Source organism: Streptococcus sp. A11, from assembly GCF_043674225.1.
GTDB lineage: Bacteria > Bacillota > Bacilli > Lactobacillales > Streptococcaceae > Streptococcus > Streptococcus suis_V.
Window position 1 is genome coordinate 23,035 of record NZ_JBIMJS010000006.1, and the last position, 25,138, is coordinate 48,172.

17 protein-coding genes and 1 pseudogene are annotated in these 25,138 nt (G+C 44.6%); 6 read left to right on the forward strand and 12 right to left on the reverse strand.

From position 1 onward, the window contains the following. Window positions 1–99: 99 nt before the first annotated feature. The 3 genes and pseudogenes from ACHBIF_RS04850 to ACHBIF_RS04860 form a co-directional block, all read right to left on the reverse strand. Window positions 100–1,143 carry a diacylglycerol kinase family lipid kinase gene (locus tag ACHBIF_RS04850; protein ID WP_105111673.1) on the reverse strand — a complete coding sequence of 348 codons (1,044 nt, stop codon included), beginning with the start codon at window positions 1,141–1,143 and terminating at the stop codon, window positions 100–102. A 7-nt stretch (window positions 1,144–1,150) separates the two neighbouring features. Continuing rightward, entirely contained in the window at window positions 1,151–3,109 is a 1,959-nt protein-coding gene (gene ligA, locus ACHBIF_RS04855; protein ID WP_394719024.1) for an NAD-dependent DNA ligase LigA, read from the reverse strand. A gap of 73 nt (window positions 3,110–3,182) precedes the next feature. Then, window positions 3,183–3,419: pseudogene (locus tag ACHBIF_RS04860) on the reverse strand (aldo/keto reductase); the annotation flags it as partial. 115 nt (window positions 3,420–3,534) lie between these two features. Here ACHBIF_RS04860 and ACHBIF_RS04865 point away from each other — a divergent pair. From ACHBIF_RS04865 to ACHBIF_RS04885, 5 genes are all read left to right on the forward strand, one after another. Next, a complete protein-coding gene (locus ACHBIF_RS04865) occupies window positions 3,535–3,801 on the forward strand; it encodes a hypothetical protein (RefSeq protein WP_394719026.1) in 267 nt (88 codons plus the stop codon). Window positions 3,802–4,032: 231 nt separating this feature from the next. After that, window positions 4,033–4,167, forward strand: a complete 135-nt coding sequence (locus ACHBIF_RS04870; protein ID WP_318830488.1) for an SPJ_0845 family protein — start codon at window positions 4,033–4,035, stop codon at window positions 4,165–4,167. A gap of 57 nt (window positions 4,168–4,224) precedes the next feature. Continuing rightward, complete coding sequence (gene zwf / locus ACHBIF_RS04875) at window positions 4,225–5,709, forward strand: glucose-6-phosphate dehydrogenase (RefSeq protein WP_394719028.1); 1,485 nt, start codon at window positions 4,225–4,227, stop codon at window positions 5,707–5,709. 42 nt (window positions 5,710–5,751) lie between these two features. Beyond that, window positions 5,752–6,429, forward strand: a complete 678-nt coding sequence (locus tag ACHBIF_RS04880) for a DNA alkylation repair protein (RefSeq protein WP_394719030.1) — start codon at window positions 5,752–5,754, stop codon at window positions 6,427–6,429. 1 nt (window position 6,430) lies between these two features. Then, on the forward strand, window positions 6,431–6,988 hold the full coding sequence (locus ACHBIF_RS04885) for a GNAT family N-acetyltransferase (RefSeq protein ID WP_105122200.1): 558 nt from the start codon (window positions 6,431–6,433) through the stop codon (window positions 6,986–6,988). A 27-nt stretch (window positions 6,989–7,015) separates the two neighbouring features. Here ACHBIF_RS04885 and ftsY read toward each other — a convergent pair whose 3' ends face one another. Genes ftsY through rnc form a run of 5 tightly spaced genes read right to left on the reverse strand, consistent with a single transcriptional unit; the run spans window position 7,016 to window position 14,125 of the window. Beyond that, a complete protein-coding gene (gene ftsY / locus ACHBIF_RS04890) occupies window positions 7,016–8,293 on the reverse strand; it encodes a signal recognition particle-docking protein FtsY (protein ID WP_394719032.1) in 1,278 nt (425 codons plus the stop codon). A gap of 1 nt (window position 8,294) precedes the next feature. Then, window positions 8,295–9,107, reverse strand: a complete 813-nt coding sequence (locus ACHBIF_RS04895) for a Cof-type HAD-IIB family hydrolase (RefSeq protein ID WP_394719034.1) — start codon at window positions 9,105–9,107, stop codon at window positions 8,295–8,297. After that, complete coding sequence (locus ACHBIF_RS04900) at window positions 9,097–9,906, reverse strand: Cof-type HAD-IIB family hydrolase (RefSeq protein ID WP_105111665.1); 810 nt, start codon at window positions 9,904–9,906, stop codon at window positions 9,097–9,099. Before ACHBIF_RS04900 ends, ACHBIF_RS04895 begins: the two co-directional genes overlap by 11 nt. Beyond that, window positions 9,903–13,436: a chromosome segregation protein SMC gene (gene smc, locus ACHBIF_RS04905; RefSeq protein ID WP_394719037.1), complete on the reverse strand. Its 3,534-nt coding sequence runs from the start codon at window positions 13,434–13,436 to the stop codon at window positions 9,903–9,905. The genes ACHBIF_RS04900 and smc overlap by 4 nt, the downstream gene beginning before the upstream one ends. Window positions 13,437–13,438: 2 nt before the next feature. After that, window positions 13,439–14,125, reverse strand: coding sequence for a ribonuclease III (gene rnc, locus ACHBIF_RS04910; RefSeq protein ID WP_394719039.1), 687 nt, complete (start codon window positions 14,123–14,125; stop codon window positions 13,439–13,441). Window positions 14,126–14,503: 378 nt separating this feature from the next. Here rnc and ACHBIF_RS04915 point away from each other — a divergent pair, with 378 nt between their 5' ends. Further along, window positions 14,504–15,193, forward strand: coding sequence for an IS982 family transposase (locus ACHBIF_RS04915; RefSeq protein ID WP_269088163.1), 690 nt, complete (start codon window positions 14,504–14,506; stop codon window positions 15,191–15,193). 22 nt (window positions 15,194–15,215) lie between these two features. Here the strand turns inward: ACHBIF_RS04915 and ACHBIF_RS04920 are convergent. From ACHBIF_RS04920 to ACHBIF_RS04935, 4 genes are all read right to left on the reverse strand, one after another. Further along, window positions 15,216–16,561 (reverse strand): IS3 family transposase gene (locus ACHBIF_RS04920; RefSeq protein ID WP_394719041.1). Its coding sequence is split into 2 segments (ribosomal slippage): window positions 15,216–16,120 and window positions 16,120–16,561, totalling 1,347 coding nucleotides; the frame shifts between segments, so codons are not numbered across the junction. A gap of 315 nt (window positions 16,562–16,876) precedes the next feature. Continuing rightward, window positions 16,877–22,282: a ZmpA/ZmpB/ZmpC family metallo-endopeptidase gene (locus tag ACHBIF_RS04925; RefSeq protein WP_105112019.1), complete on the reverse strand. Its 5,406-nt coding sequence runs from the start codon at window positions 22,280–22,282 to the stop codon at window positions 16,877–16,879. Window positions 22,283–22,757: 475 nt separating this feature from the next. Beyond that, window positions 22,758–23,798: an ArsR/SmtB family transcription factor gene (locus tag ACHBIF_RS04930; protein ID WP_394719043.1), complete on the reverse strand. Its 1,041-nt coding sequence runs from the start codon at window positions 23,796–23,798 to the stop codon at window positions 22,758–22,760. 11 nt (window positions 23,799–23,809) lie between these two features. After that, window positions 23,810–25,078: an MFS transporter gene (locus ACHBIF_RS04935; RefSeq protein WP_394719045.1), complete on the reverse strand. Its 1,269-nt coding sequence runs from the start codon at window positions 25,076–25,078 to the stop codon at window positions 23,810–23,812. Between the last annotated feature and the right edge of the window lie 60 nt (window positions 25,079–25,138).

Sequence of the window (25,138 nt, forward strand, 5' to 3'; positions counted from 1 at the left end):
ATACTCCTAAAACATCTATTTGTCAAGAAAATACCGTCATTGGAAGCGTTTAATTCGCTTTAATTAATCAAAAAGAAAAGACACTTTTGTCCTTTCTTCCTATTTAATTGACACTTCAAAATGATTTGTTTCCTCAATAAATCGCTGTGCCATTTTTTCACGATTGATTTGTTCAGTATCCAGGGTAATAGCATGGTCTGAAACCAAGTCCGTATCCGCAAAGAATTCGATATGATTGGCCAGATTGTATAAATGGACCGGAGCATCTCCACCAAACTCTCCATCTAGGTTGAGCAAGAGGCGACTGGAATTGTCCAAGTGCTTGATAGATAAGCTCCTGGTCTTGATATACTCGACCAAATTGCTATCTACATGCTTGCCACCGTCCAAGACCTGACGAATCAGATGTAGAATTTCAAAGAGATTGCCTGTTTTCACCATGAGTAGGGTAAAATTGCCGTCATCTAGCTTGGCATCCGGTACAATTTGCTCAAAGCCTCCGATAGAATTGGTCAGGGCCACAAAAATCATGGAGACAGACCCTTCAAAAATCCCCTTGTCATGTTGGACACGAACCGGTGTAAACTGGACCTGCGGCAATAACTCTGCCCCTTTGACCACATAGGCCAGGTAACCAAACATGGTCTTGAGCTGGCTAGGCACACTGTAAGTCAATTCAGTCAAGGTGCCCAGGGCAGCAATATTGATAAAGTAATGCTCCTGGGAATAGCCGTTCTTCACGTTCTTAGCCAGACCAATATCCATTAAAATGGTCTGATTTTTTCCAATCAACTTGGCTGCCTCAACTGGATTCCCCCGTGGAACCTTTAGGGCACGGGCATAGTCATTGGTCGTTCCCGTTGGAATAATCGCCATACGAGGTCGTTTTTCAAGCGGAGCAATGCCATTGACTACTTCGTTAATAGTGCCGTCACCACCAGCAGCAATGACCAAGTCAAATCCAGCCAGGGCTGCCCGTCTAGCCTCGTTTTTAGCTGAATCTTTTTCTGGAGTAGTCTGAAAGGCAGAGGTTTCATAACCAAATCCTTCCAAAACATTCAGCACTTCTGCTACATTTTTCTTCATGATTTCTTGTCCCGAGGTCGGGTTATAAATCAATCTTGCACGTTTTTGTTCTTCCATGATTTCCTTAGAGGCTCTCTAACCAGACCTCGTCTCTTATTTCAATTCCTAATTCTTGGGCCTTGGCCAACTTACTTCCAGCATCTGCGCCAGCGACGACTAGATTGGTTCTCTTGGAAACAGAGCCAGCTACATTAGCACCCAAAGCCTCCAGTTTGGCCTTTGCCTCACTGCGTTTCATCCGCTCCAACTTACCTGTCAAGACAACCGTCATGCCAGATAAAGCTGCATCCGTCGCTACTTGTTGACCTAAATAGGCTAGATTGACACCGGCTTCTTTCAGTTCGCTCAGCAATTTCTGCGCACCTTCGCTAGAGAAATAAGTTACCAGCGATTGGGCGATGACCTGTCCCAAACCTTCTAGGCCAGAAATAGTTTCTAAGTCAGCCTGTGCCAGATTTTCCAAATCACCCAAGGCCGTCAGCAAAATCTTACTAGCCTTGCTACCAACGTGGCGAATACCCAAGCCGAACAGCAAGCGCTCCGCTGAATTGTCTTTCGATGCCTGAATAGCTTGATAGAGTTTTTCAGCTGATTTTTCTTTGAAACCTTCCAAGGTCAGCAAATCTTCAACTGTCAGCTTGTAGATGTCTGCCACATCATGTACCAGACCAGACTGGTAGAGTTTTTCTACAATCGAAGTCCCCAAGCCGGCAATATTCATGGCATCTCGGCTGGCAAAATGCTCTAGCTTGCTCATGAGCTGGCTTGGGCAAAGGGGATTGATACAGCGTAGGGCCACCTCGTCCTCATAATGCTGCAGGTCACCTGAACAGCTTGGACAAGCAGTTGGTATTGGCATCGGTTCTTGGTCATTTCGGTATTTGTCCACGACTTTGAGGACTGCTGGAATGATGTCACCAGCCTTGTAGACGATAACCGTATCGCCGATTCTGATATCTTTTTCAGCAATATAGTCGACATTGTGGAGTGTGGCGCGGCTAACAGTGGTTCCTGCCAATTGAACTGGGCTGAGGTTGGCTGTCGGTGTTACCACACCAGTCCGGCCGACTGTCCAGTCGACAGACAGGATTTCCGCCTCTTTTTCCTCTGCTGGGAACTTATAAGCCACCGCCCATCGGGGCGCTTTGACAGTGAAGCCCAATTCTTCCTGGACAGCTAGTTCATTAACTTTGATAACGATACCGTCTATCTCATAGGGCAAACTGTCTCGCTGCTCTGCCATTTTTTCAATAAAAGCCCAAACAGCGTCCATATCAGCCGCCAACTGATAGTCGTGGTTGGTCACAAAGCCAAGTCTGTCCAGCTTGTCAAGGACCTCCGACTGGCTGGTCGCCTCTGTCGGACTGGCCTCCTGGTAGAGGAAAGTCGCGAGTCTACGCTGGGCAACGACACCTGTATCCAGCTGGCGGAGAGTTCCTGCAGCAGCATTGCGAGGATTGGCAAACTCAGCCTCACCATCCTCCTGCCTCTGGGCATTGACCCGTTCAAAGGAAGTCTTAGGCATGTAGCACTCGCCCCGAACAGTCATGTCGATAGGCTCTGGCAGGGTCAGCGGAATATCCGCCACACGCTTGAGGTTTTCCGTGATATTTTCACCGACACTGCCGTCTCCACGGGTAGCACCGACCACCAGCTGGCCAGCCTCGTAGGTCAGGGAAATGGATAGACCATCAATTTTCAACTCACAAATATAGCTGGCACCTGGAAATTCCTTGCGGACACGCTGGTCAAAGGCGTCCAACTCCTCACGAGAAAAAGCATCCTGCAAGCTAAAAAGGGGATAAACGTGGCTGTATTTTTCAAAACCGTCCAGGATTTTTCCGCCGACACGGTGGGTCGGACTGTCTGGCAAGACCAGTTCTGGGCGGGAACTTTCTAATTCCACCAATTCACGATAAAGCTTGTCATATTCAGCATCGGACACGCTTGGTTTATCAAGTTGATAATATTCTTTGGCATACTGATTGAGTAGACCCACTAATTCTGTCATTCTTGTCTTCATAAGACCTATTATACCATGAACTAGGATTTACATTGTAGAAAAAAGGCCGATTTAAACCGACCTCAAGTACTATTTATATCCCTCTGCTTTCGACAAAGTCTTTGAACAATTTTACCGCCTCAACAGTTCTGTGATCCATAAATAAACTTGTATCAGTGTCCATTTCCTGAATGGATGCTATGTCGTCTTCTGTCAAGGCAAAATCGAAAATGGCGAAGTTTTCTGCCATGCGTTCTTTTTTGACAGACTTGCAGTTTGAAGCAATTCCTCTTTGAAATAGCCATCGAAGAATGACCTGAGCAACTGATTTTTGATATTTTTGACCAGTCCCTCTCTGACTTGCCTACTCTGCCGTTTTCTAGAGAGGAGCTAGCCATAGCTGTACCAAAAGTTATGAACTAGCCAAGCGGTCAGCAGTAACTTTCGTGGAGATAAATGGCTACAATTTCCTGCTCAAGACCAATCTGGGCTTTTGGAGACAACTTTGCTATGACAAGATGCCCCAGTCTAAATTTTTCGTCCAGGAAAATGACTTTGCCTTTCAGAAGCTTGTCACCAATTCTTCCCTACCCCACTTCACGACCAACCTGGTGAAAACCGATAAGGAACGGTGGTCATTCCTCTTACTGACGACGAGGCGGGCGTCACCTACCACTTTTATTGCCAAAATCCAGACCTTTACCAGTCATTAAAGTAAGCTCTGAATCAGGATGACTATTCATTATTTTGATATTTTTTGGTAAAAAAAGTATAATGAGGACAAAGTCGTTCAGTTTGCTTTTAGTATTTGCTTCAATAGTCCTGTGAGCTGTACAAGGTTTGAAATAAGACTTGCGACAGCATGTATTATTCGCAGAATACGGCAAGATGACTTAATGACGCAAAAGAAGATAAAATGAGCGACAAAAAGATGGAGGTGCCGTATGGCCATAACATACAAACGACAAGATGATTTGGATAAGATGCTGGAAGAATTTGCATCCTTTGATCAGCTGGAAAAAGTCGAATTCCCAGAGCCTGAAACTGATTCCGAAGAAGAAAATAATAAGAAAAAGTGAATTTTCTGACAATTTATGCTATAATGTACTTTATACTGAACAGATTGGAAATTATCTATGTCATCACACGTATTATTTACTATTTTTGGTGCAAGTGGCGACCTCGCCAAACGCAAACTCTATCCATCACTTTTCCGCCTCTACAAGGCTGGACACTTGGCTGAAAATTTCGCCGTTATCGGCACTGCTCGCCGTCCTTGGACCAAGGAATATTTTGAATCAATTGTCATCGAATCCTTGGAAGATTTACCAGATACACCACGTCAAGCTCACGAATTTGCCAGCCATTTCTACTATCAAAGCCATGATGTCAACGATACGGAGCATTATGTTGCCCTGCGCAAATTGCAGGAAGATTTGGGTCAGCAATACGACACTCAGGATAACAAGGTCTTTTTTCTATCTATGGCGCCAGAATTTTTCGGAACCATTGCTAAACATCTTAAATCTGAGCAAATTATCAACGGTAAAGGTTTTGAGCGCTTGATTATCGAAAAACCATTCGGTACCAGCCTTGAAACAGCAACCAAGCTCAATGAAGAACTGGCTGATGCCTTCGACGAAGACCAGATTTACCGCATCGACCACTATCTAGGCAAGGAAATGGTGCAAAATATCTTTGCCGTGCGCTTTGCCAATATTATTTTTGAGCATGTCTGGAACCGCCGACACATTGACAATGTGCAGATTACTTTTGCAGAATCTATCGGCGTTGAAGACCGTGGGGGCTACTACGACCATTCAGGTGCCTTGAAAGATATGGTTCAAAACCATGTTCTTCAAGTTCTTTCCTTGCTAGCAATGGACAAACCCGCTAGTTTTAAGGAACAAGACGTTCGTACTGAGAAAATCAAGGTTTTCCAAAACTTGCGTCAGCAAACGGACGAAGAACTCAAACGCAACTTCATTCGCGGACAATATACTGCGGGTAGCATCGACGGTAAGGACTACATTTCTTATCTCGACGAGCCAAATATTGCTGAAAACTCGCAAACTGAAACCTTTGCAGGCGGTGTGTTCTTTGTTGATACAGACCGTTTCCGCGACGTGCCATTCTTCTTCCGCACAGGGAAACGCCTGACTGAAAAAGGCACCCGTGTGACCATTACCTTCAAGCATACGGAAGATATTTTCGGCGAGCCATCTGAGGCCAATGTATTGACCATCTACATCCAGCCGACCGAAGGATTTGCCTTAACCATCAATGGTAAGGAAGTTGGCTCAAGCTTTGCGCTTACACCTGCCAAACTCAATTTCCGCCACAATGCGACAGCGCTGGGCAATTCGCCAGAGGCCTACGAAAAACTCTTCTTTGATGTCTTGAATGGCGATTCGACCAACTTCAGCCACTGGAAAGAAGTCAAGGCCAGCTGGACTTTGATTGACCGTGTGGTCGAACTTTGGAAAACCAACCAAGTTCCCCTTCACACCTATTCTGCCGGTTCTATGGGACCTGATGCTGCTTTCGACTTGCTCGACAGCTACAGCAGAAAATGGGTCTGGACACCGGATGTTTGGTATCGTGAGCGTGGCTTGTTGTAAGATAAGAAAAACTGGAGCAATCCAGTTTTTTTAGGAGATGTTATGAACACAATTATTCAAGAAATTTTAGAAAAGTTAGAAGACTCTAGCCACGCTGGGACCCTCAAGCGCTATGCTAAAACTCAGGAAATCCAGCCCTACTACGGCGTTCCCATGGGTGCCATTTCTGGTATTGCTAAGAATTACAAAAATCAACTCGAACTCTTTACTTCCCTCTGGCAGACAAAGGTTTTGGAGGCCCAATATTTAGCCATTCAGATTGCCAAGACTAAGCCAAATCAATTGGAAACAGCAGGGCTTGAAACCTGTTTGGATGCAGCTGTTTCTGTCAATGTACTGGATAAATTGGCCTCTATTATCTTGAGCAAACGGAAAGACAGCGAGGTATGGGAAGAATTATTGTTGAACAAGGAAGAGCCTGTTTTTCAACGTCTAGGCTGGTTTTTACGGGCCAAATATTTTGCAAGTAAGTCAGCTGAAAAAGCTGAAATCGAAGAAACATTGGACTACATTCAAACACATTTGCAAACTGCACCTGAGCTAGTTCAATGGACCATGAATCAGTGTTTGGTGGAAATCGCAGTTGCCTATCCTGATTATCTGAAACAAAGTCTTGCAATCGGTCAGGAATTGGCAGTCTATGCGGATATGAAGGTACCAAAAGGCTGTACTTCTGCCTATGCACCAGACTGGATTGAGGCATTATTGAGGAGGAAATGAGATGCAACATAAAGGAACTCAGGTATTAGAAACCCAACGCCTAGTCTTACGCCCTTTTCAAGCAAGCGATGTTGAGCCTGTTTTCCAAAACTGGACTTCAGATGAAAAGGTTACCACCTATCTGACCTGGCCAACTCATCAGACACTCCAAGATACTGAAGACTACATCCAGTTCTGTATCCAATCCTATTCACAGGAAAAAACATACAGATGGGCTATTGAACACAAAGAAAGTCAGCAACCCATTGGAGATATTTCCGTCGTCAGTCTAGATGAACGAGTACAGGCTGCTGAATTGGGCTGGGTGTTAGGCAGTAAATGGTGGGGACAAAATTATATGCCAGAAGCCCTTGAAGCAGTCACTCGCTTTCTGCTGGAAGAAGTTGGTTGTTTACGGATTACAGCTGTTCACGATAATGAAAATCGTCCTTCTGGTCGTGTCATGGAAAAAGTCGGCATGACCTACGAAGGCACTCTCCGACAAGCCGCTCGAAACAATCGTGGTATTGTGGATATTGCCATTTACTCCCTACTGCATACCGATAGAAAAAGTCGCTAGTTTTTCAACTAACGACTTTTTTCAATATTACACCAATCCTCCTAAGAGTCCACGCATGAACTCTTCAGACTTGAATTCTCCGATGTCATCGATTTTTTCACCGAAACCAATCAATTTCACTGGAATATCTAGTTCCTGACGGATAGCAAGGACCACACCACCTTTGGCTGTTCCGTCCAACTTGGTCAATACTAGACCGGTTAGCGGTGTGATTTTTGAAAACTCCTTGGCTTGACTGAGGGCATTCTGCCCTGTTGAGGCGTCTAGTGCCAAGAGGGTCTCATGCGGTGCATCCGGCAAACTGCGCTTGATAATGCGACCAATTTTTTCCAACTCGGCCATGAGGTTTTCTTTATTTTGCAAGCGACCTGCTGTGTCAATCATGAGAATATCCACGCCTTCTGCCACGGCACGTTTTACCCCATCAAAAACAACGCTGGCTGGGTCTGACTTTTCAGGACCAGTGACCACAGGCACATCCACCCGACGTCCCCATTCGACCAGCTGGGCCACCGCACCCGCACGGAAGGTATCCGCCGCAACCAGCATAACCTTCTTGCCAGCCTGCTTGTACTTGTAGGCCAACTTACCGATAGACGTCGTCTTCCCAACACCGTTGACACCGACAAAGAGCATGACCGTTAGGTCGTCTTGGATGTTGATTTGCTCGCTGAACTGGCCATCTTTTTCGTAAATATCCACCAATTTTTCAATGATGACCCGACGGAGTTCTTCCGTCTTTTTAGCCTTCTGTAGCTTGGCTTCATAGCGGAGCTCCTCTGTCAGTGTAGAAGCAACTTGTACACCTACATCTGACAAAATCAGCATTTCTTCTAACTCTTCGAAAAATTCTTCGTCTACCGAACGGAAATTGGCAAAGAATTCGTTAAGCCTTGCACCAAAGCCTGTACGAGTTTTTTTCAAGGTCCGTTGGTACTTATCCTGCTCACTTTCTTGCTCTACTGGAGCAACTTCCTCAACAGGCTCTTCCTTGGCCTTGGTTTGAATAGCAGGGTCAAAACCTTGTTCCTGCGCTTCCTTAACACGAGCCGCAGCAGCTTTCTTGGCAGCATAATACTGAGCCATCATGTCTAAGGTCCGTTGTTTCTGAGCTGCTTGCTCTGCTGAGAGGTCTGCATTCTCCGCAGGAGCCTCTGCAACAGCAGTTTCTTGTGCAACTGATTCAGTTTCAGATACTTCAGTGTCCTTTTCAGAAACCAACTGCTCTACTTCAAGTTCTTCAACAACTTCTTCTCTAGGCTCCTCTTGTTTTTCTTGTCCAAATAATCGATCAAATAATCCCATACTAGTCCTCATTCAATACATAGTGCTCGATGGCCCAAGCAACGCCATCTTCATCATTGGTTTTTGGTAAAACGACATTTGCTGCTGATTTGATTTCTTCAGTTGCATTTGCCATGGCAACCCCTAAACCAGCCCATTCAATCATAGATAAGTCATTCCCTTCATCACCACAGGCCATGACTTCTGATTGATGAATTCCCAAATGACCAATCAACTTAGCCAAGCCATTTGCCTTGTGAACCCCTTTAGGACTCCACTCAAGTAAGATATCGCGTGATTTGAAAATCTCGAAACAATCGTACAATTCCGCAGGAATTTTTGGAATTTGACCATCTAGAAATGCTGCATCTACTGCCGACACAGCCTTATTGTAAACGAAGTCCTCTGGCAATTCGTCATCAGTCACAGGGATTTTATTCAAAAGTGGATTGGCAGTCAGATAGAGAGATTCATTGGCTGCCGGAAGAGAATAGACATCCCCACCATAGAGAACATCCAAAGGCAGGTCCAACTGATTTGTCACCTGACGAATGGCACGAACATCGTCGATGCTAAAGCCTGTTTTATCCAAAATGCGGCCTGTATTTTCCTGTACCAAACCACCGTTGAAGGTAATGGAGTACTGACCTTCGCCCAGCAAATCCAACTCCTCCAAAAACGTTCCTATGGCTTGCAGGGGGCGCCCTGTTGTCAGAACGACGTACACACCCTTGTCACGCGCTGCTCGCAGGGCTTTTTTATTTACCTCTGAAATCCTCTTATCAGACGTCAACAAGGTTCCGTCTAAATCGAGTGCAACTAACTTAATTGCCATATACTACCTCCTCCAAATAGGTCAAAACTGCATCGTCATTGCAGTGACCGATAATCTTATCTGCGACTGCCTTGACTTCAGGGCGAGCATTCTCCGTCGCAATGGCCAGGCCAGCAAATTCCAGCATTTCCAGGTCATTTTGATTGTCCCCGAAAGCTGTTACATCCTCTGCCGTCAATCTAAGATGCTGACAAAGATGACCGAGACCGACCGCCTTATGCACACCTGATAGGATAATGTCAATAGAGGTAAATCCTGTCGTTACCGCTGAAAGATTGCCAAAATGCTGGTTGATCCAATCCTGGGCCTGCTGGCGTTTTTCCTCCGCAACATAGATGTTGAGCTTGATGACCTCTTCCGTCACCTGTTCAAAAGAAGCTATCAGACGAATATCTTGATAATAGCCCGACAAATCACGCAAAAGATCGTCCTCAACAGCTTCCAGCATATAAGAACCCGACAAACTAGACAGGGTGACATGGTGAGCTTCCACAATGCCACTGGCCACCAGCTCCTCAATCAGCCTCAAATAAACCGAGCTCGGAATGGGATTATCCATAAAAATCAGCTCATCCTGATAGGACACAACCGCCCCATTTTCCGCCACAAAGGCGATACGATGTTCAAATCCTGCAAAAACTTGCTTCAAGCTGGGGTAGGACCGACCGCTAGCAGCCACAAAAAGATAATCCCTATCCTCAAAAGCATCCAATAGCCGGCCAAACCGCTCCTTATCAAAGCTATGGTCCTCTCGCAAAAAAGTCCCATCCATATCACTGGCAAATACTTTCTTTATCATAGTTTCTCCACATCTTTCAATTTGACAGACACAATCTTGGACACGCCCGACTCCTGCATGGTCACACCATACATGGCATCCGCCGCCGCCATGGTCCCCTTACGGTGGGTCACGACGATAAACTGACTCTCCTTATCAAAGCGATTGAGATAATCCCCGAAACGCTTGACATTGGCCTCATCCAAAGCCGCTTCTACCTCGTCCAGAATAACAAACGGGATGGTCTTGACACGGATAATGGAAAATAGCAGAGCGAGAGCCGAGAGGGCCTTTTCGCCACCAGACATAAGGTTGAGCGACTGGATTTTCTTCCCCGGAGGCTGGACAGAAATTTCCACCCCCGCAGTCAAAATATCATTGTCCGTCAGTATCAAATCCGCAGAACCTCCGCCAAACATCTGTCTGAAAGTCTGCTTGAAACTACCGCGAATTGCCTCAAAGGTAGCCTTAAAGCGTTCCTTGACCTCGTCATCCATCTCATGAATGGTCTCCAGCAGTAAATCACGCGCCGACAAAATATCTGCCCGTTGCTCATTAAGGAAAATCAAGCGACTGTTGACTTCATCATACTGCTCAATAGCATCCAGATTGATAGGTCCTAGCGCTCGAATAGCTCGTTCCAAATCCTTGAGCACCTGCTCAGCCAGTGGCAAATCTTCAACAAGTCTTGCCTGAGACTGGGCCGCCTCAAAGGTCAGTTTGAATTGCTCGGTCAGATTGGTCAATAAATGACGCAATCTGTCACCGACTTGCTCCACATCGGCCTCCAACTTGGCCTGCTTGCGAATGAGGTCGTCATTCTTGGTACGCGCCTGTTGCAAACGCCCTTCCAAATCCTCAAATTGCCCCTCAATATCTTCTAATTCAAACTTGAGGCGGATGAGAATCTGATTGGTATCAGTCTGCTTGGTCGTCGCGGCCTGCAATTGTTCCTCCAGAACATCCAGACTGGTATCTTCCAGTGCAACCAATTTTTGGTCAATGACACCCTGCAACATCAGGATTTCCTTTTCAATCGCCACTTGTTCGTCCTGCAAACGGCGGAGATCCGTCTGTTCAAAGCGCAGTTGACTGGTCCATTCCGTCTGTTCCAAGGTCAACTGACTCTTCTGATTGCGCAGGCGCTCCAAACTTTCTTGGATGCTGTCGCGATCGTCCCGCACCTGTTGGATTTGCTCTTCTAATTGTGCTTTTTTCTGGTTTAAACTATCAACCAGTGTAATTTCCTTGTCCGCCTGCTCCTGCAATTCTGAGAGGATTTCTGGACTGACTTGGCTGATTTGCAAGTCATAGCGCGCTCTTACCTGCCCCAAGTGTTGCTCGGCTTGTTCCAGATGAATCTGAGCAGATTGTTGAGCCAGACGCGCCTCCTCACCTTGAGATTTAATTTCTTCAAGCGTTGATCTTGTCTGGTTCAATTCTTCTTTTCGGCTGGCAACCAGGCTTTCCTGCTCCTTCTGCTTACGAGACAGCTCTGCTATTTCGCCCACAAGGGCATCCAATTCCGGCTTGATAAAGGTCGTATTGTTGTTGCGGTTGCTACCTCCGGCAAAGGCACCACCGGGACGGATTTCAGAACCATCCATAGTGACTATCCGCACCTGAAACTTTGTCGCTCGCGCCGCTTGATTGGCTTGGTCAATGGTCTCAAAAATGGCAATGGTGCCCAGTAGATTTTGGAAAATATTTTCCAAATGCGCTTGGTAGGTCACCAAATCACTGGCCATGCCCAAAAAACCGGGTATCGCCTGCAAGATTGCCAACTGCTGATTCGCCAAACTACGAGGCTTAATGGTCGTCAAGGGCAGGAAGGTCGCCCGACCCTGACGCTTGTCTTTCAGATAAGCAATCGCCCGCTTGGCAGTCGACTCATCCGCTACAATGACGTTCTGGCCGGCACCACCCAAGGCGATTTCCAGTGCCGTCTGATAGCGTGTATCAAAGGTCAATTGCTCGCTGACCGCACCAATAATGCCACCGATAGTCGGCGCTGCCTGCAAGACCGCCTTGACACCTGCATAAAAGTTCGTATGATTTTTTAAAATGGCCTCTAAACTTGACTGGCGCGCCTGCTTAGACTTAATTGCATCCAAGAGGTCGAACATAGCCGACTGTTGCTCCTTGTAAGCTTGCTCCGCTTGGCTCACCTGCATTTCTGCCTGACGGTAATCAGTCAAGAGGTCTCGCAAATGCTGTTCTGTCTCGGCTAATCTGGTCTGACCGGCTGCCTGCTCTTTCTCTGCTGTCTCTTTTTCAGCCTGCAAGCGGGTCAATTCCTCCGACTTACTTTCTGATAGGCTGATTTGATTGGCAATGTCCTGCTGCAATTTGGTCAAGCGGTTGGACGCCTCCGCCTCCGCCTGCATGAGGGCTACATATTGCTCCCGCAGATGGTCCAAGACTTGGTCTGGATCTTCTGAATAATAAGAAATTTCCTTGTCCACGGCCGCAATCTCTGCCTTTAAGGCAGACAATTTTTCTTCCAACTCTATCATGGCCGCGGTCTTTTTCGCCACTTCTTCTCTTACCGTAGCCAATTTGTCCTGCATGCTCTGCAGGCGGACTTCTGCCTCTTGGCGACTGATTTCATTCTGGCTGGACTCCAACTTATGGACTTCGATTTTTCGTTCCAAATCACTGATTAACTTGGTTAAGTCCAAGAGGACAGCCTGTTCCCGCTCCATTTGCTGGGTCAAAGCATGACGGTGCGATTTCAGGCGCTGATTTTCCTCTTCCAGCTGGTCGCGCTGTTGGTAATAGGTGGTCAAATCCGCCTTGACCTGTACCAATTCTGCTTCCTTAGCGGTTAATCTTTCCTTGCTCCCTTTGAGCTGGGCCACCAAGACATCCAAATAGAGCTCCTTGCGCTCTGCATCCAATTCCAAAAATTTCTTGGCCGTCTGCGCTTGTTTTTCCAAAGGCTTGACCTGATTGTCCAACTCATAGATAATATCGTCCAAACGATCCAAATTTCCCTGAGCCTGGGCTAACTTGCTCTCGGTTTCTTTCTTTCTGGTCTTGTACTTGAGGACGCCAGCTGCCTCCTCAAAAATAGCTCTGCGTTCTTCCGGCTTGGAATTAAAAATCGCCTCAACCCGACCTTGGGAAATAATCGAAAATGAATCCCGTCCCAGACCAGTATCCATGAAAAGGTCATGCACATCCCGCAGGCGAACTTTTTTCCCGTCAATCAGATACTCGCTGTCGCCCGACCGATAAATCTGGCGCTCCACCTTGATTTCTTTTTCCTTCCCAGCAATAAAGCCAGAAGAATTATCCAGCGTCACCGTCACCGATGCGTAATTGAGCGGCTTCCGATTTTCTGTCCCTGCAAATATGACATCCGGCATCTTGCCACCGCGTAGGCTCTTGGCAGATGACTCACCCAGTGCCCAACGCAGACTTTCTGTAATATTGGACTTGCCTGAGCCATTGGGACCGACAACGGCCGTCACTCCACGGTCAAAAACCACCTTGGTCTTATCCGCAAAGGACTTAAAGCCCTGCATTTCAATTGATTTCAGATACATACTTATCCTCTAGCCTCCACAGCATTTTTTGCGGCGGCTTGTTCAGCTAATTTCTTGGATCGACCAGCACCACGACCGACGACACGACCGTCTGCTGATACTTCGACTTCAAAGGTCTTGTCATGAGCAGGTCCAGACTCCGCAACGACTTGGTAGGAAATCACAATCTCTCCGTTGACCTGCAAGAGTTCTTGCAAGGTTGTCTTGTAGTCTGTCACCCGCTCGAAATTCCCCACTTCTAGGCGCGGTATCATCACCTTGTGCAGAAATTCCTCTACGGTCTTTTCGCCCTTATCCAATAGCAGAGCTCCTAAGAAAGCCTCGAAAGCATCCCCAAGAATGGTGTCACGATTGCGTCCACCAGACTTTTCTTCCCCCTTGCCCAATCGTAGAAATTTATCAAAGCCACAGGCCCGTGAAAATCCTGCCAAAGACTCTTCCCGAACAAAGGTCGAACGCATCTTGGACATCTCGCCCTCCGGACAATCTGGATATTTCTTGTACAAATACTTAGAAATAATGAGTTGAAGAACAGCGTCTCCTAAAAATTCCAGGCGTTCATTGTGTGAAATTTTTAGAAGACGATGCTCATTGGCATAAGATGTGTGGGTAAATGCTGTTTCCAAGAGGCTCAAATCTGAAAAATCAATCTCGTAATCTGCCAGTAATGTTGCGTGTAACTCTCGCATGATGTGCTCCTTTCCGGCCTCCTGACCACAGAAAGCCTATTCTATATTATACCATAGATTCCACATGTAGCGGGAAAGCAACCTTGGAACCAAGGAATAAAAAGACCTTGTACTCTCTCAGTACAAAGTCCTACTAAATACCCGTTGTGCTAGTTAATTCTAGCCAAATAAAAAAACTTTGCGTATCATAAACTCAAAACAACCACGAAATGAGGGAATGATATGCAAAGCCAACATTATTATCTCGCAAATCCCAATTAAACACATGTTATTTTTTCAAAAATCTTTACCCAAGTTCTCGCTTTATATGAGCGATTTGTTCCCCAGGAGGTTCGAAATCGGCGAAACATCCACCTACAAAAACAGTCTGATGTCGTTATTATCGCTAATTATCTTTGGGCAATTCAAGAGGGCTGCCGGACGGCAAGTGCTATTTACCGTGCGATTCGTCATAATCTCTTCCCTGACAAGTTCCCAGAATACTCTCGATTTTTCCGTATCTGTCAAAATCTTGCTCAAAGTATTCAACGTATGCGCTATTTTATGGTCTTAGATCTTTGTCAAACCTGCTCGTTCGGCTTGATTGACAGCTTTCCTTGTGCCCTATGTCACCCCATTCACAACATGAGAGCTACATTGTTGTCAGAGGTGGCAGACATTGGCCATAATGCAACTAAGAAAATCCATTATTATGGCTTGAAATTTTCAGTTCTTGTCAGCAATAGTGGGTTTCCTATTGATTATGTTGTCACACCCGCATCTATTTATGATGGCGATGTTGCTTTGGAGCTACTTGAAAATAGCCCATTTCCAATCGTTTATGGAGATAAAGGATATGTGGATAGACAGACAAAGGCAGCGTTAGCAGACTGTGATATCCAGTTAATTTCTCAACTCAGAAAAAACATGATGGATTATTCATGGCTAGAAAATTACAAAATAAGTCGATTGAGGAAACCAGTGGAGACCGTATTTTCTAGCTTAGAGCAGTTTGGAATGGAGGCTTTACGTTGCCGAAACATTCAGGCGCTCAAAGTTAAGACAGAAGCTATATTACTTGTGTACTGACCCAAAATAGTTGGACAAATAATTATTGAAAGGATTTAGTTCTGTATTGGACAGGACTAAGTCCTTTTAATTTTGCTTTGATTCGTTTGTTGTTGTAGTAAAAAATATAATCTGTAATAGCTTCCTCAAGCTCGTCAAGTGATTGATAAGATGTCTCGAGTCCATAAAACATTTCAGATTTGAGAATGCCAAAGAAAGACTCCATCATCCCATTATCTGGGCTATTCCCTTTGTGGGACATGGATGGTCGAATGCCTTTGGTTTCCAAAAAGTAATGGTAAGACTGGTGCTGGTATTGCCAACCTTGATCGCTGTGGAGAATAGTCCCACTGTATAAATCTGCTGGAAAAGCCTTCGCAAGCATGGTTTGAACCTGTTTCAAGTCAGGTGACCGAGACAGGGTAAAATCAATAATCTCACTATTATAGCCGTCAAGAACAGGCGATAAGTAGAGTTTCCCTTCAGGCAAAGCAAACTCCGTCACATCGGTATAACATTTTTCATAAGGCTTAGATCCCTCAAACTGACGTTTAATCAGATTATCAGCCTTCTTACCCACCTCACCTTTGTAAGAAGCATACTTGCGCTTACGACGAATACGAGCCGCTAAGCCCATGACTGTCATCAAGCGCTGCACCTTTTTGTGGTTGATGAAGAAACCTCGATTTCTGAGTTCTAAATAAATCCGACGATAGCCGTAATTCCCTTTATGGTCATCATAAATGGCTTGAATTTCAGCCTTAATTGCTTTGTTCTTGTCGGGTTTATCCAGTTGCTTGACTTGATAATAATAAGTTGAGCGAGGCATTTTAGCTGTCGCAAGTAGGAGGTCTAGTCGGAATCCTCCTTGGACCATATCTCTAATTGTTTCTGCTGTTCGCGCACTAGTGCTTCGTCCCTCAAGCGAAGTTCTCTCAACTTTTTTAGGAAGGCCACCTCAGTTCGAAGACGTTCATTTTCCTCTTGAAGGCGCTCTAATTCCGTCATCTCTTCCCAGGTTTTCTTGCGTTTGCGTCCCATCTTGCTCGGTCTCCCTCTTGGTTTTTCAAGAATAGTATACCCGTTTTTCTTGTATTGTGCTATCCAATTGGGAAGCATTCCTCGATTTGGCAAGGCATAATCAAGGGAAACCGAGAGTTGAGAACACCCATGAATCAAGACCTTATCCATTATTTCTTGCTTTAATTCAGGTGAATAGTACCTATTTTTACCTTTTTCAACGATTTCCACGCCATATCGATCCATGAGTTTTATCATGTATGTGAGATTGGCAATAGTGACTTTGTATATCTGGCTAAGGTTGACCCACGACACGCCACTCTTTCTAAGCTCATATATTTCTAGTTTATCTTCATAACTTAATTTCATAAGAAAAACACCCCAATCGTTAGATTTTGTGTCTAACTTTTGGGGTGCAGTTCACTTATCTATTCTCTTTTGCTTAAAAGCAGTCATACTGAATTTGGTATTAGCTTAAAATATTCCCTTGCTTACGCTTGATTAACTAGCACAACGGGTATATATACTCTATTTTGCATACTTATTGATTGGACAAGTCAATTGTTTTTGAGCAAGGCTAGTCCCCCTTAAAAAAGAAAAAGAAAACGAACAAATCATCGGCTCTTGTAATTCCAGATGTTTGTCCGTTTCTGATACTAATTCTTAAGCAAAATCCATTCCGCTTTATTCAGCTTTTTTGCGACCAATCCAGAAACTAAAGCCTAGGGAGGCAAGTAAGAATCCTAAAAGACTTAGATTGTTTCTCTCCCCTGTTTCAGGTAAACGATTGGAAGTTGACATGTTTGAATTGCTACTTGTCAAGGTGGCACTTAACTGGCCTGCCTGCTTCTTAGATACAGCTACCAACGGTAACACAGCTGGCTTGGTCTCCGTATTTTTCTGCCGTTGCTGTAACAATGAGACGGCTGGCATTGCCGGAGTATAAACTTCACTTCTTGTTACTGTTAGAGGCAAGGTACCACTTGGAATAAAATGAGTAACCCCCTTGCCTTTTGCAGTCACCAACGGTTCTAAAATGCCTTCCGGTAATTCATGACGAACTCCACCTCCATTTGCCGTTTCAAGTGGTGGAAGAATACCGACTGGCAATTCATGACGAACTCCACCTCCATTTGCTGTTTCAAGAGGTGGGAGAATTCCGACCGGCAATTCATGAGTAACTCCCTTGCCTTTGGCAGTAACCAACGGTTCTAAAACACCTGCTGGCAATTCATGACGAACTCCACCTCCATTTGACGTTTCAAGAGGTGGGAGAATTCCGACTGGCAATTCATGGGTAACTCCCTTGCCTTTGGCAGTAACCAACGGTTCTAAAACACCTTCTGGCAAGCTATGTTTGACAACTTCTCCATTTTTTATTGTGAGAATATGAAGGGGAACTACAAGCTCTTCATGGCTGAGGTCATCATAGACCACACGAACAGTCATGGAGTGGTCGCCACTAGACTGTGGAAGTGGAGTGACTACTACAACATCAAATTGACCTACTTCTGCTGGTAGACTGATTTGCTTCACAATTTCATCTGTTGTTTCCTCACTATTGCTTGCCGGTAGGACACGGGCTTCCCCATTAACGTGTGGCTGGTAGCGATCCGCTTTAGGAAGAACTCCTGCTGGCAAGCTGTGTTTGACAACTTCTCCATTTTCTATTGTGAGAATATGAAGAGGTATTACAAGCTCTTCTACGCTGCGATCATCATAGACCACACGAATAGTCATAGAGTGGTCGCCACTAGACTGTGGAATTGGAGTGACTACTATAACATCAAATCGACCTACTTCAGCTGGTAGACTGATTTGCTTCAAAATTTCAGCTGTTGTTTCCTCACTACTGCTTGCCGGTAGGACACGGGCTTCTCCATTAACGTGAGGCTGGTAGCGACTTGCTTTTGATAGAACCAAGACTACTGGAATCTCAATCGTTTTACTACTAGTGATAGCTGTCAACGCTGTTCTGTCAAAGTTTGGATCCAACTGATAGGTTCCCTCTGTCGCACTAGGCAACTCGTTCTCCACACCAGTAATGGACTGCCCATTATCAACTTGCACCTGCTTCTCTTTTACCAACTTACCTGACTGTGTGAAGTGCAAAGTTACTGTATGAGTTTGAACAGGCTGTTTTAGCTCTACCAAGCGATAAACAATTTCATCTTTAACCAGGCCAAAACGATTATAGCCTTTCTCCAAGGTAATACGAGCTGTAGGAGATAACAGTCCCTCAACCCTTACATATTCCTTGTCTATATTCTTGGTCAGATCTTGTTCAAAGCCTCTGACAAGAACTTGAACATTATCTTGAATATCTCCTGTTACCTGCAAGCTAGAGCTAACTGGGATAATCAGTTTTCCATCTCCAATCAGTTCACCGACTTCAAGATTCTGATTCATAGCCAGATTGAGAAGGCTATCTGTTCCCAACTCAAGTCGTGTGGTGATGCTAGAAACCTTATCAGACAGGGTAATATCTGCACGTTCACTCAGAGTCAATTCCTGAACATCCACTAATTCTACTCCAAATATACGAGCCGCCTTCAGAGTAACATGGTTGTCTGAACTATTTGTCGCCACAACCTTCTTGATATTGCTAGAACTACTCTCCAAGGTAACCCGATCAATAGTTGGAGATCCATCTACACCACCTAAGTCAATCCCTTGATCAACCATGGCAAATTCTGAGTCTATGATAATCTCAACCGGAATCAAACTAGTCCCTTGGGCATGGCCCGCAAAAATTTTCTGGAAGCGAGTGTCTGAGGAACCACCAATAATCGAGATCCGAGAATGGCTTCCTGAAGGGGTGTCAGTTGGAGAACCTGCAATCAAGGTAGGACGAAGATCGACTTGGGCCTGACTGATGGTCGTTGACACGTTATTAAAGGTCAGATGGTTACCATCCGCATAAATCTTCGGTTGCTGACCACCATCAGGGATCATCTCGAGCTTGAGATTACTTAGGGTCACATCTTTTGTCGTTAGCAAATTAAGACCACGAAGATTTAATTTATACCCACGACCATCAATTGTCACCGCCTTATCAATGACAAAATTCGTTGAAAAATTTTGTCCATCACGATGGATGATATCACTAACCAATTTAATAGTATCACCATCTTTAGCTTGGGAAATAGCATAGGACAAACTTTGATATGGATGAGTTTCTGTTCCCTGTCCCTCTTTAGATGTTTCAGCACCTTTGGTGACATAGAGCTCACGCGCCTTCGGTTGACTGTAAATACTTGTACGGAAGTCATCTGTATCCTTCAAATAAGCCTGGAAGATGCTCTTTTTCAATTCTTGAACAGCTGAAACTCTAGTTGACAAGGCTACCCTGTTGGTTGCATTACGTTTCATCTGTTGCAAATCTTTGACAATGGCCGCATCCATCAAACTCTGAATAGCAGCGAAATCGCTGGCTACACTAGTGGATTTTAGCTCAGTAACCTTGGCGATGCGACGGTCAAACATAGCCTTCTTAAAGGTTGCTAGGTCTCCTCCATATTCTGGCATAATGGCATTCAAAGCTGCCTGATCATTGGCATATTGGCCAGAAACATAGGCTACCATTCCTTTTTCATAACCATATTCTCCCAGAATATCATAGGCATTTCTTCTAAAGCTAATGTCACCTACTGTTCCTGCATTGTTTTGCAGACCTGCATAGATAGGCTCAAAGAGAGGAATGGTGTAGTAAGAATTGGTCCGAGCTGTTCCTGTGGTATTGAGACCGTCAAACTTGTAGCGACCTGAAATCAATTGCTTATCTACAAAATCATGGACAGATTGCAAACCTGCTGCTAAATCTCTCGAAATTGGTTGAGCTTGATCTGTCTGACCACCATTAGCACTTGCGACAAGGCTCAGCTGATTAAGTAGGACTGCCCTATCTTCAGGTATCTGACCCAAGATAGACTGAGCTTCTGCGTAGTCTAAAGTGTACAAGACGTCCAAAATACCCTGCATATAGGTCTTAAGGTCATCACTTGTTTGGAAACGGTCTGGACTAGCATTTTGTGTCCGATTGTCCCCCATACGATAGGCTGTATTGATAATAAAGCTTGGGTCTTGATAGGGTGTTTTAGCAACATCCATAGACTCAAACATTCCTCTGGCAAAAACTTCTTGTAACTGGCCAGATCGTCTATCATAGCCATTTAACCAAACGTTCTTATCCAGCATATGGGTCAATTCATGGGTATAAACAGACTGACCAGCCTCAGACAGGGATTTTTTCAAGAAGAGGTTTATGGAAGTATTTCCATTGGCCTGACCATCAGCTTGTAAAAAGTTGGCATAAAGGTTGAGCGGTCTGATAAATTTCTCGACCCCTTCTAAAACTCCTGAACTATATTTTGGTGAATAAAGTTCTTGAACGCGCTGAGTAGCTGTCCCTAGTTTCTGCGGACTATCAACCACAATAATGGCTTCATGATTGGCTAGAATATCCCTGTTCTGACTGATGCGATGCCAGAATTTCAAAAAGCTTTCCTGGTCATCAGCATAGGATTGTAAGTTAGCTTTAAATGTTGCCAAACCGGTCTGGTCACCTGGTCGGACATAGGATTCCGTTAAACCGTAGTTGACTGTGTTTGAAGTGCTAATGACATATACGAGATCACTAGGTAGGGTCAGGAGAGGAATGAAATGGTTGTTCAGACGTGCATTGCTCTTTAATTTCTGATAGAGCGAGGAATTTCCATAAGGAGATTGGGACTCTGCCAGATGAGCCTTGCTAGTCTCCTTAAACCATTGCTCCCCTGTTTTGCCTGGCTCAAAAAGGCTAACGCCCTTCTCCACAAAGGAGAAAATATCAGCTCGATTTGTAATTGGAGCTAGTTTGGCTTGGTAAGTAGTCGCTGACTGTCCTAAGCCCAAATCACGATAGGTCAAGGTATTCAAGATAGTAAGAGTTCCAAGGGGACTCCCGCCACCACCAAAAACCTGAGGGTGATACAAGATCAGATCCTGAGCCTGATGGGGACCAAATTCAAAGGAATATTGACGATCCAGATAGGAAAGACCTGCTAAAATCTTCTCCTTATTACGACGGATATCCTCTACATTGACCTGACTTGATTTCTCAAAAATACCTGTCAGAGTCGTTTCAATCTTAGCTTTTACTCGCTCAAAACTCTCTCTCATATCCAGCATATCCATATAGGCTATCTGCTTGAGAGACTGTAGCTGGTCAGCTGACAGAGCATTTCCCCCATTTTCCTTCCGAATGGCTGTCTCTAGAGCAGTTTTTTCAAGAAAACTTTCCTGATGAGATAAGTGTGGATAGAGCGATTCGTAGGTCACAGCCGCAAAGTCATCTTTCAGCGAAGCGACCTGTTGAGCAACTATTTCACTGGTCTGGCTTGTAATTGGCTGAGTCGTCGCAGGGACTATCTGACTACTACCATCCGAATAAACCACTTGAAACTGCTGAACTGTTTTTCCATTGACAGAGGTCATAAGCTCCCCTTGGTCATCTAGTGGCAATTTAGCAACTTCATTGGCAGCTACACTACGAGCCATGGGCACTGAACGAAGGACAGGTTGAACTACTCGTTCTTCTGCTGCTTGGGCAGTCTGAGCAGATTCTACTGCTGCTGTTTCTGCTACCAGATCTGTTGTAGCTGGCTCTACTGGGGTTTCAACAACTGTTTGAGGACTTTTTGTCCCTACACTAGGTTCACTTGCATTCTCTTCCGACAGGGATTGAACTGAGTTTGACTTTTCTTGATTGAGTGTTGTTGGTTGATTTTCTTGGATAACTGGGGTCTGTGAGACGATTGAATCAGTTTGAGTAGGTTGTACTACTGGAGACAAAGTCTCTGTGAGAACTGGTTCTGTCAACTGAGTTCCCACCATCTCTGAAACCTGATTACTTGTTTGCTCATGACCTGGCTCATCTGTTACTGCCTGACTCATTTGCTGGCTACTAACAGGAGTTTGGCTTACCTCTTGGGCAGCCGCAACCTGCCCTCCAGCAACACTAAAGCTAATTGCTAAGGCAACAGATACGACACCGATGGAAAACTTACGGATTCCAAAATGGTGCTTTTTTTGTAAAAAATGTAAATTCATTAAAATATAGTCTCCTTTTTGAGCCAAATAAAAAATCCACTATAATTATATAAGTAAAAAGTATGAAATGCAAAGAATACGCCGTCAATTTTATCGCACAAAAAAAATTTCCCAACAATAGGCGTTAGGAAACTTATAAAAATAATTTTATTGTAGTAAACAGTTCGAACTTCATTCCCTCACCGTCTCCACCGTCCATTCTTTCCAACCTCGGAAGCGGATTGCCCCTTGCTGATTGGTGCGATACCAAACAAATTTTAAGTGAATTAAAATGGTTCTAGTGAAAATTTTTGTTTTTTCACTGTCCACTATAAGGGGAGTATATCACCTTGATATGCATAGGGTTGGGGAGGTTTTTGTCGTTTCAAACTGCAAAAGATGGGATTATACCATAGATTCCACATGGAGCGGGAAAGCAACCTTGGAACCAAGGCATAAAAAGACCTTGTACTCTCTCAGTACAAAGTCCTACTAACTATAATTCAAAATCACTCTTCAGCTTGTCTATCATCTGCCGCAGCAAATCTTGATTGACACTGTATTTGACATCGCTATTTTTTGTATTGAAGAGAAGCAGGTCACCGTTAATTAGCTTTTGGGTGTGGAAGGATACGGCTGCTCCTGTGATATTGAGGCGTTCTGCGATATCCTTGCTCTTAGCATGAGGTTTGGTCAGCTCCACCAAGACCTGATAGCGCGTGCTATCGCTGATGACTTTAAGAGCCCTTGTCAAATCATCCAGATCCAGCTCGTCATTTGACAGCATCATCTGATCAATTCGACAGGATGCTAAAAGAGCGACTTTCATATAGTCAAATTGTTCATTGCCATAATAAGCAAACCAATAATTCCAGGGACTGAGAACGAAGAATTGAGCATTTTCAACACCCAGAGTATCTAAGCTGGTCATGGCTAACTGCTTGGATTCTCTGTAGAGTTTTTCAATGTCAAAATCTCTAGCAAAGGCTTCCCGCTCTGCTCTTGCCCCTTCAAAATATGGCTGATAGATTGGGAGTAGCTTGTTCAGGAGATGGACAGACCGCTCAACTGTTTCTAAAGGATTGCGAAGGGCCAGTGACCAGTACCACTTATCTGCCGGCTTTTTATCCGTTTTTTCCAAAAGTTCCATGAGGCTGAGGTTCTTCTCACGATGTCCGTCATTTTCAGACGCTAGCATGGTCCGCATGGCATCTTCTATTTCTTCTTGAGATAGCTTTAAAATCAATTGACAAGCTTCCTCAACGGTCTTTGGATCCTGCCCATCATTCAAGAGATAGAAATAAAGACTATGCAAAATGTTAAAAATATGTCCCCAGATAAAGACTTGATTGACTTCCTGACGAAAATCTGCCAACTTTTCTTCAATCTCATCACGAATGTCCAAGGCATCTTTGAGAATGTCTTTTTCCTTCTGTGACAAATCCGCCTCAAACGGTTCCTCACGTTCTCTAACAATTAAAGGAATAAAGAATTTTTCAACAATTTCGCTTCTATAATCTCGGTAATCTAATTTCATACGCATACTTTCTAAGCTTGAACTACTTCGTTATTTGATTTACGACCTGTAAGAATAGTATAGCTTACTAGTCCCACAGAAAGCAAGAGGAAGATGAGAGAAATACTTGTCGCAGAAAGCACCGTCACCATTAGGGCGACCAAGGCTTGACCACCTACCATACCAATCTGGCAGAAACTGTCAATCCCACCACCGACAGTCGCCAATTTATCTTCTGGCAATTCATTGACAACCAAGGCATTCATTTTGGGATTGAAAATGCCCAAAGTAACTGCCGTTACAAAGATCACTGCCAGTACCACATAGATGTTGTGAAGAAAGAAACCTGAGAAAAGTAAAACAGGCATCAATGTAGAGAACTTGAGGAGGTTTATTAGACTGACATTTTTAAAGAATGCCATACCCAGACTAGAGCCCAAAATGCTACCGACTGAGAAGAGAATAGAAACCAAAGCAACGGTTGTTCCTGCATTGACAATCACAAAGTCTGAGAACTCCTTCATATTGAGAATAACTAATGGTGAAAGTGCGGTAAAAATGGCATTCAGGCTGGCAATAGTAATAATTGACGCTTTGAGAACAGGAATATTCTGCACGGCTTGGTAGGAATCTTTGATACTCTGTCCAATTCCTTTGACAATACCAGCTTCAGTTTCCACTTGCTCAGCTTGCTGGATAGGATTTTCCTTCAGTAGCTTGGCAAGAGCTGGACGGAGGGTTGCCATGATGGCAAGACTGACCAAGAAGGTTCCTGCATTGAAGAAGGCGAGATTCTGGTAAGACATAAAGCCGATGAGAATGGCACCGCTAGCTTGGAAGGCGATTTGCAGAAGTGATCTCACTGTCATCTTGAAGGCCATTGCGGTTTCGCGGTCTTCCGCTGCCACAACCCGCAAGCTGACAGGCAGATACAGACCATTTTCATACTGCCCAACCAAGTCAGATAGGAAATTGATGACGCAGACCACCGCTACAACCCAGAGGGCTGGTACAAATCCCATCAAGAAGCCAACAAAGGCATAGAGAACGACACGAACCAGCAGGGTTGCAAGAATGGTATCCAGTTTATTTTTAGTCTTGTCCGCCCAAATCCCGATAAAGAGACCAGCCAAAATCGGCAAGGTTTCAGATGCGGTAATCATAGCCAAGGCAAACTTGGTATCTGGTAGAAGCAAGACATAGTTCATCAGGGCTAGGTAGTAGAGTGTGTCACCAAAGTTGGAAATCAAATCCGCTACAAAGCTGGACAGGAACAATTTATTGTTGACTAGTTTTTTCATAAACATCTCCTTAAACAGATATTAAACATTTGTTTAATATTATTTTACACTTTATTTGAA

Coding starts and splice junctions, on each gene's coding strand:
- ACHBIF_RS04850 (WP_105111673.1), bottom strand. CDS start 1,143: ATGGAAGAACAAAAACGTGCAAGATTGATTTATAACCCGACCTCGGGA.
- ligA (WP_394719024.1), bottom strand. CDS start 3,109: ATGAAGACAAGAATGACAGAATTAGTGGGTCTACTCAATCAGTATGCC.
- ACHBIF_RS04870 (WP_318830488.1), top strand. CDS start 4,033: ATGGCCATAACATACAAACGACAAGATGATTTGGATAAGATGCTGGAA.
- zwf (WP_394719028.1), top strand. CDS start 4,225: ATGTCATCACACGTATTATTTACTATTTTTGGTGCAAGTGGCGACCTC.
- ACHBIF_RS04880 (WP_394719030.1), top strand. CDS start 5,752: ATGAACACAATTATTCAAGAAATTTTAGAAAAGTTAGAAGACTCTAGC.
- ACHBIF_RS04885 (WP_105122200.1), top strand. CDS start 6,431: ATGCAACATAAAGGAACTCAGGTATTAGAAACCCAACGCCTAGTCTTA.
- ftsY (WP_394719032.1), bottom strand. CDS start 8,293: ATGGGATTATTTGATCGATTATTTGGACAAGAAAAACAAGAGGAGCCT.
- ACHBIF_RS04895 (WP_394719034.1), bottom strand. CDS start 9,107: ATGGCAATTAAGTTAGTTGCACTCGATTTAGACGGAACCTTGTTGACG.
- ACHBIF_RS04900 (WP_105111665.1), bottom strand. CDS start 9,906: ATGATAAAGAAAGTATTTGCCAGTGATATGGATGGGACTTTTTTGCGA.
- smc (WP_394719037.1), bottom strand. CDS start 13,436: ATGTATCTGAAATCAATTGAAATGCAGGGCTTTAAGTCCTTTGCGGAT.
- rnc (WP_394719039.1), bottom strand. CDS start 14,125: ATGCGAGAGTTACACGCAACATTACTGGCAGATTACGAGATTGATTTT.
- ACHBIF_RS04925 (WP_105112019.1), bottom strand. CDS start 22,282: ATGAATTTACATTTTTTACAAAAAAAGCACCATTTTGGAATCCGTAAG.
- ACHBIF_RS04930 (WP_394719043.1), bottom strand. CDS start 23,798: ATGAAATTAGATTACCGAGATTATAGAAGCGAAATTGTTGAAAAATTC.
- ACHBIF_RS04935 (WP_394719045.1), bottom strand. CDS start 25,078: ATGAAAAAACTAGTCAACAATAAATTGTTCCTGTCCAGCTTTGTAGCG.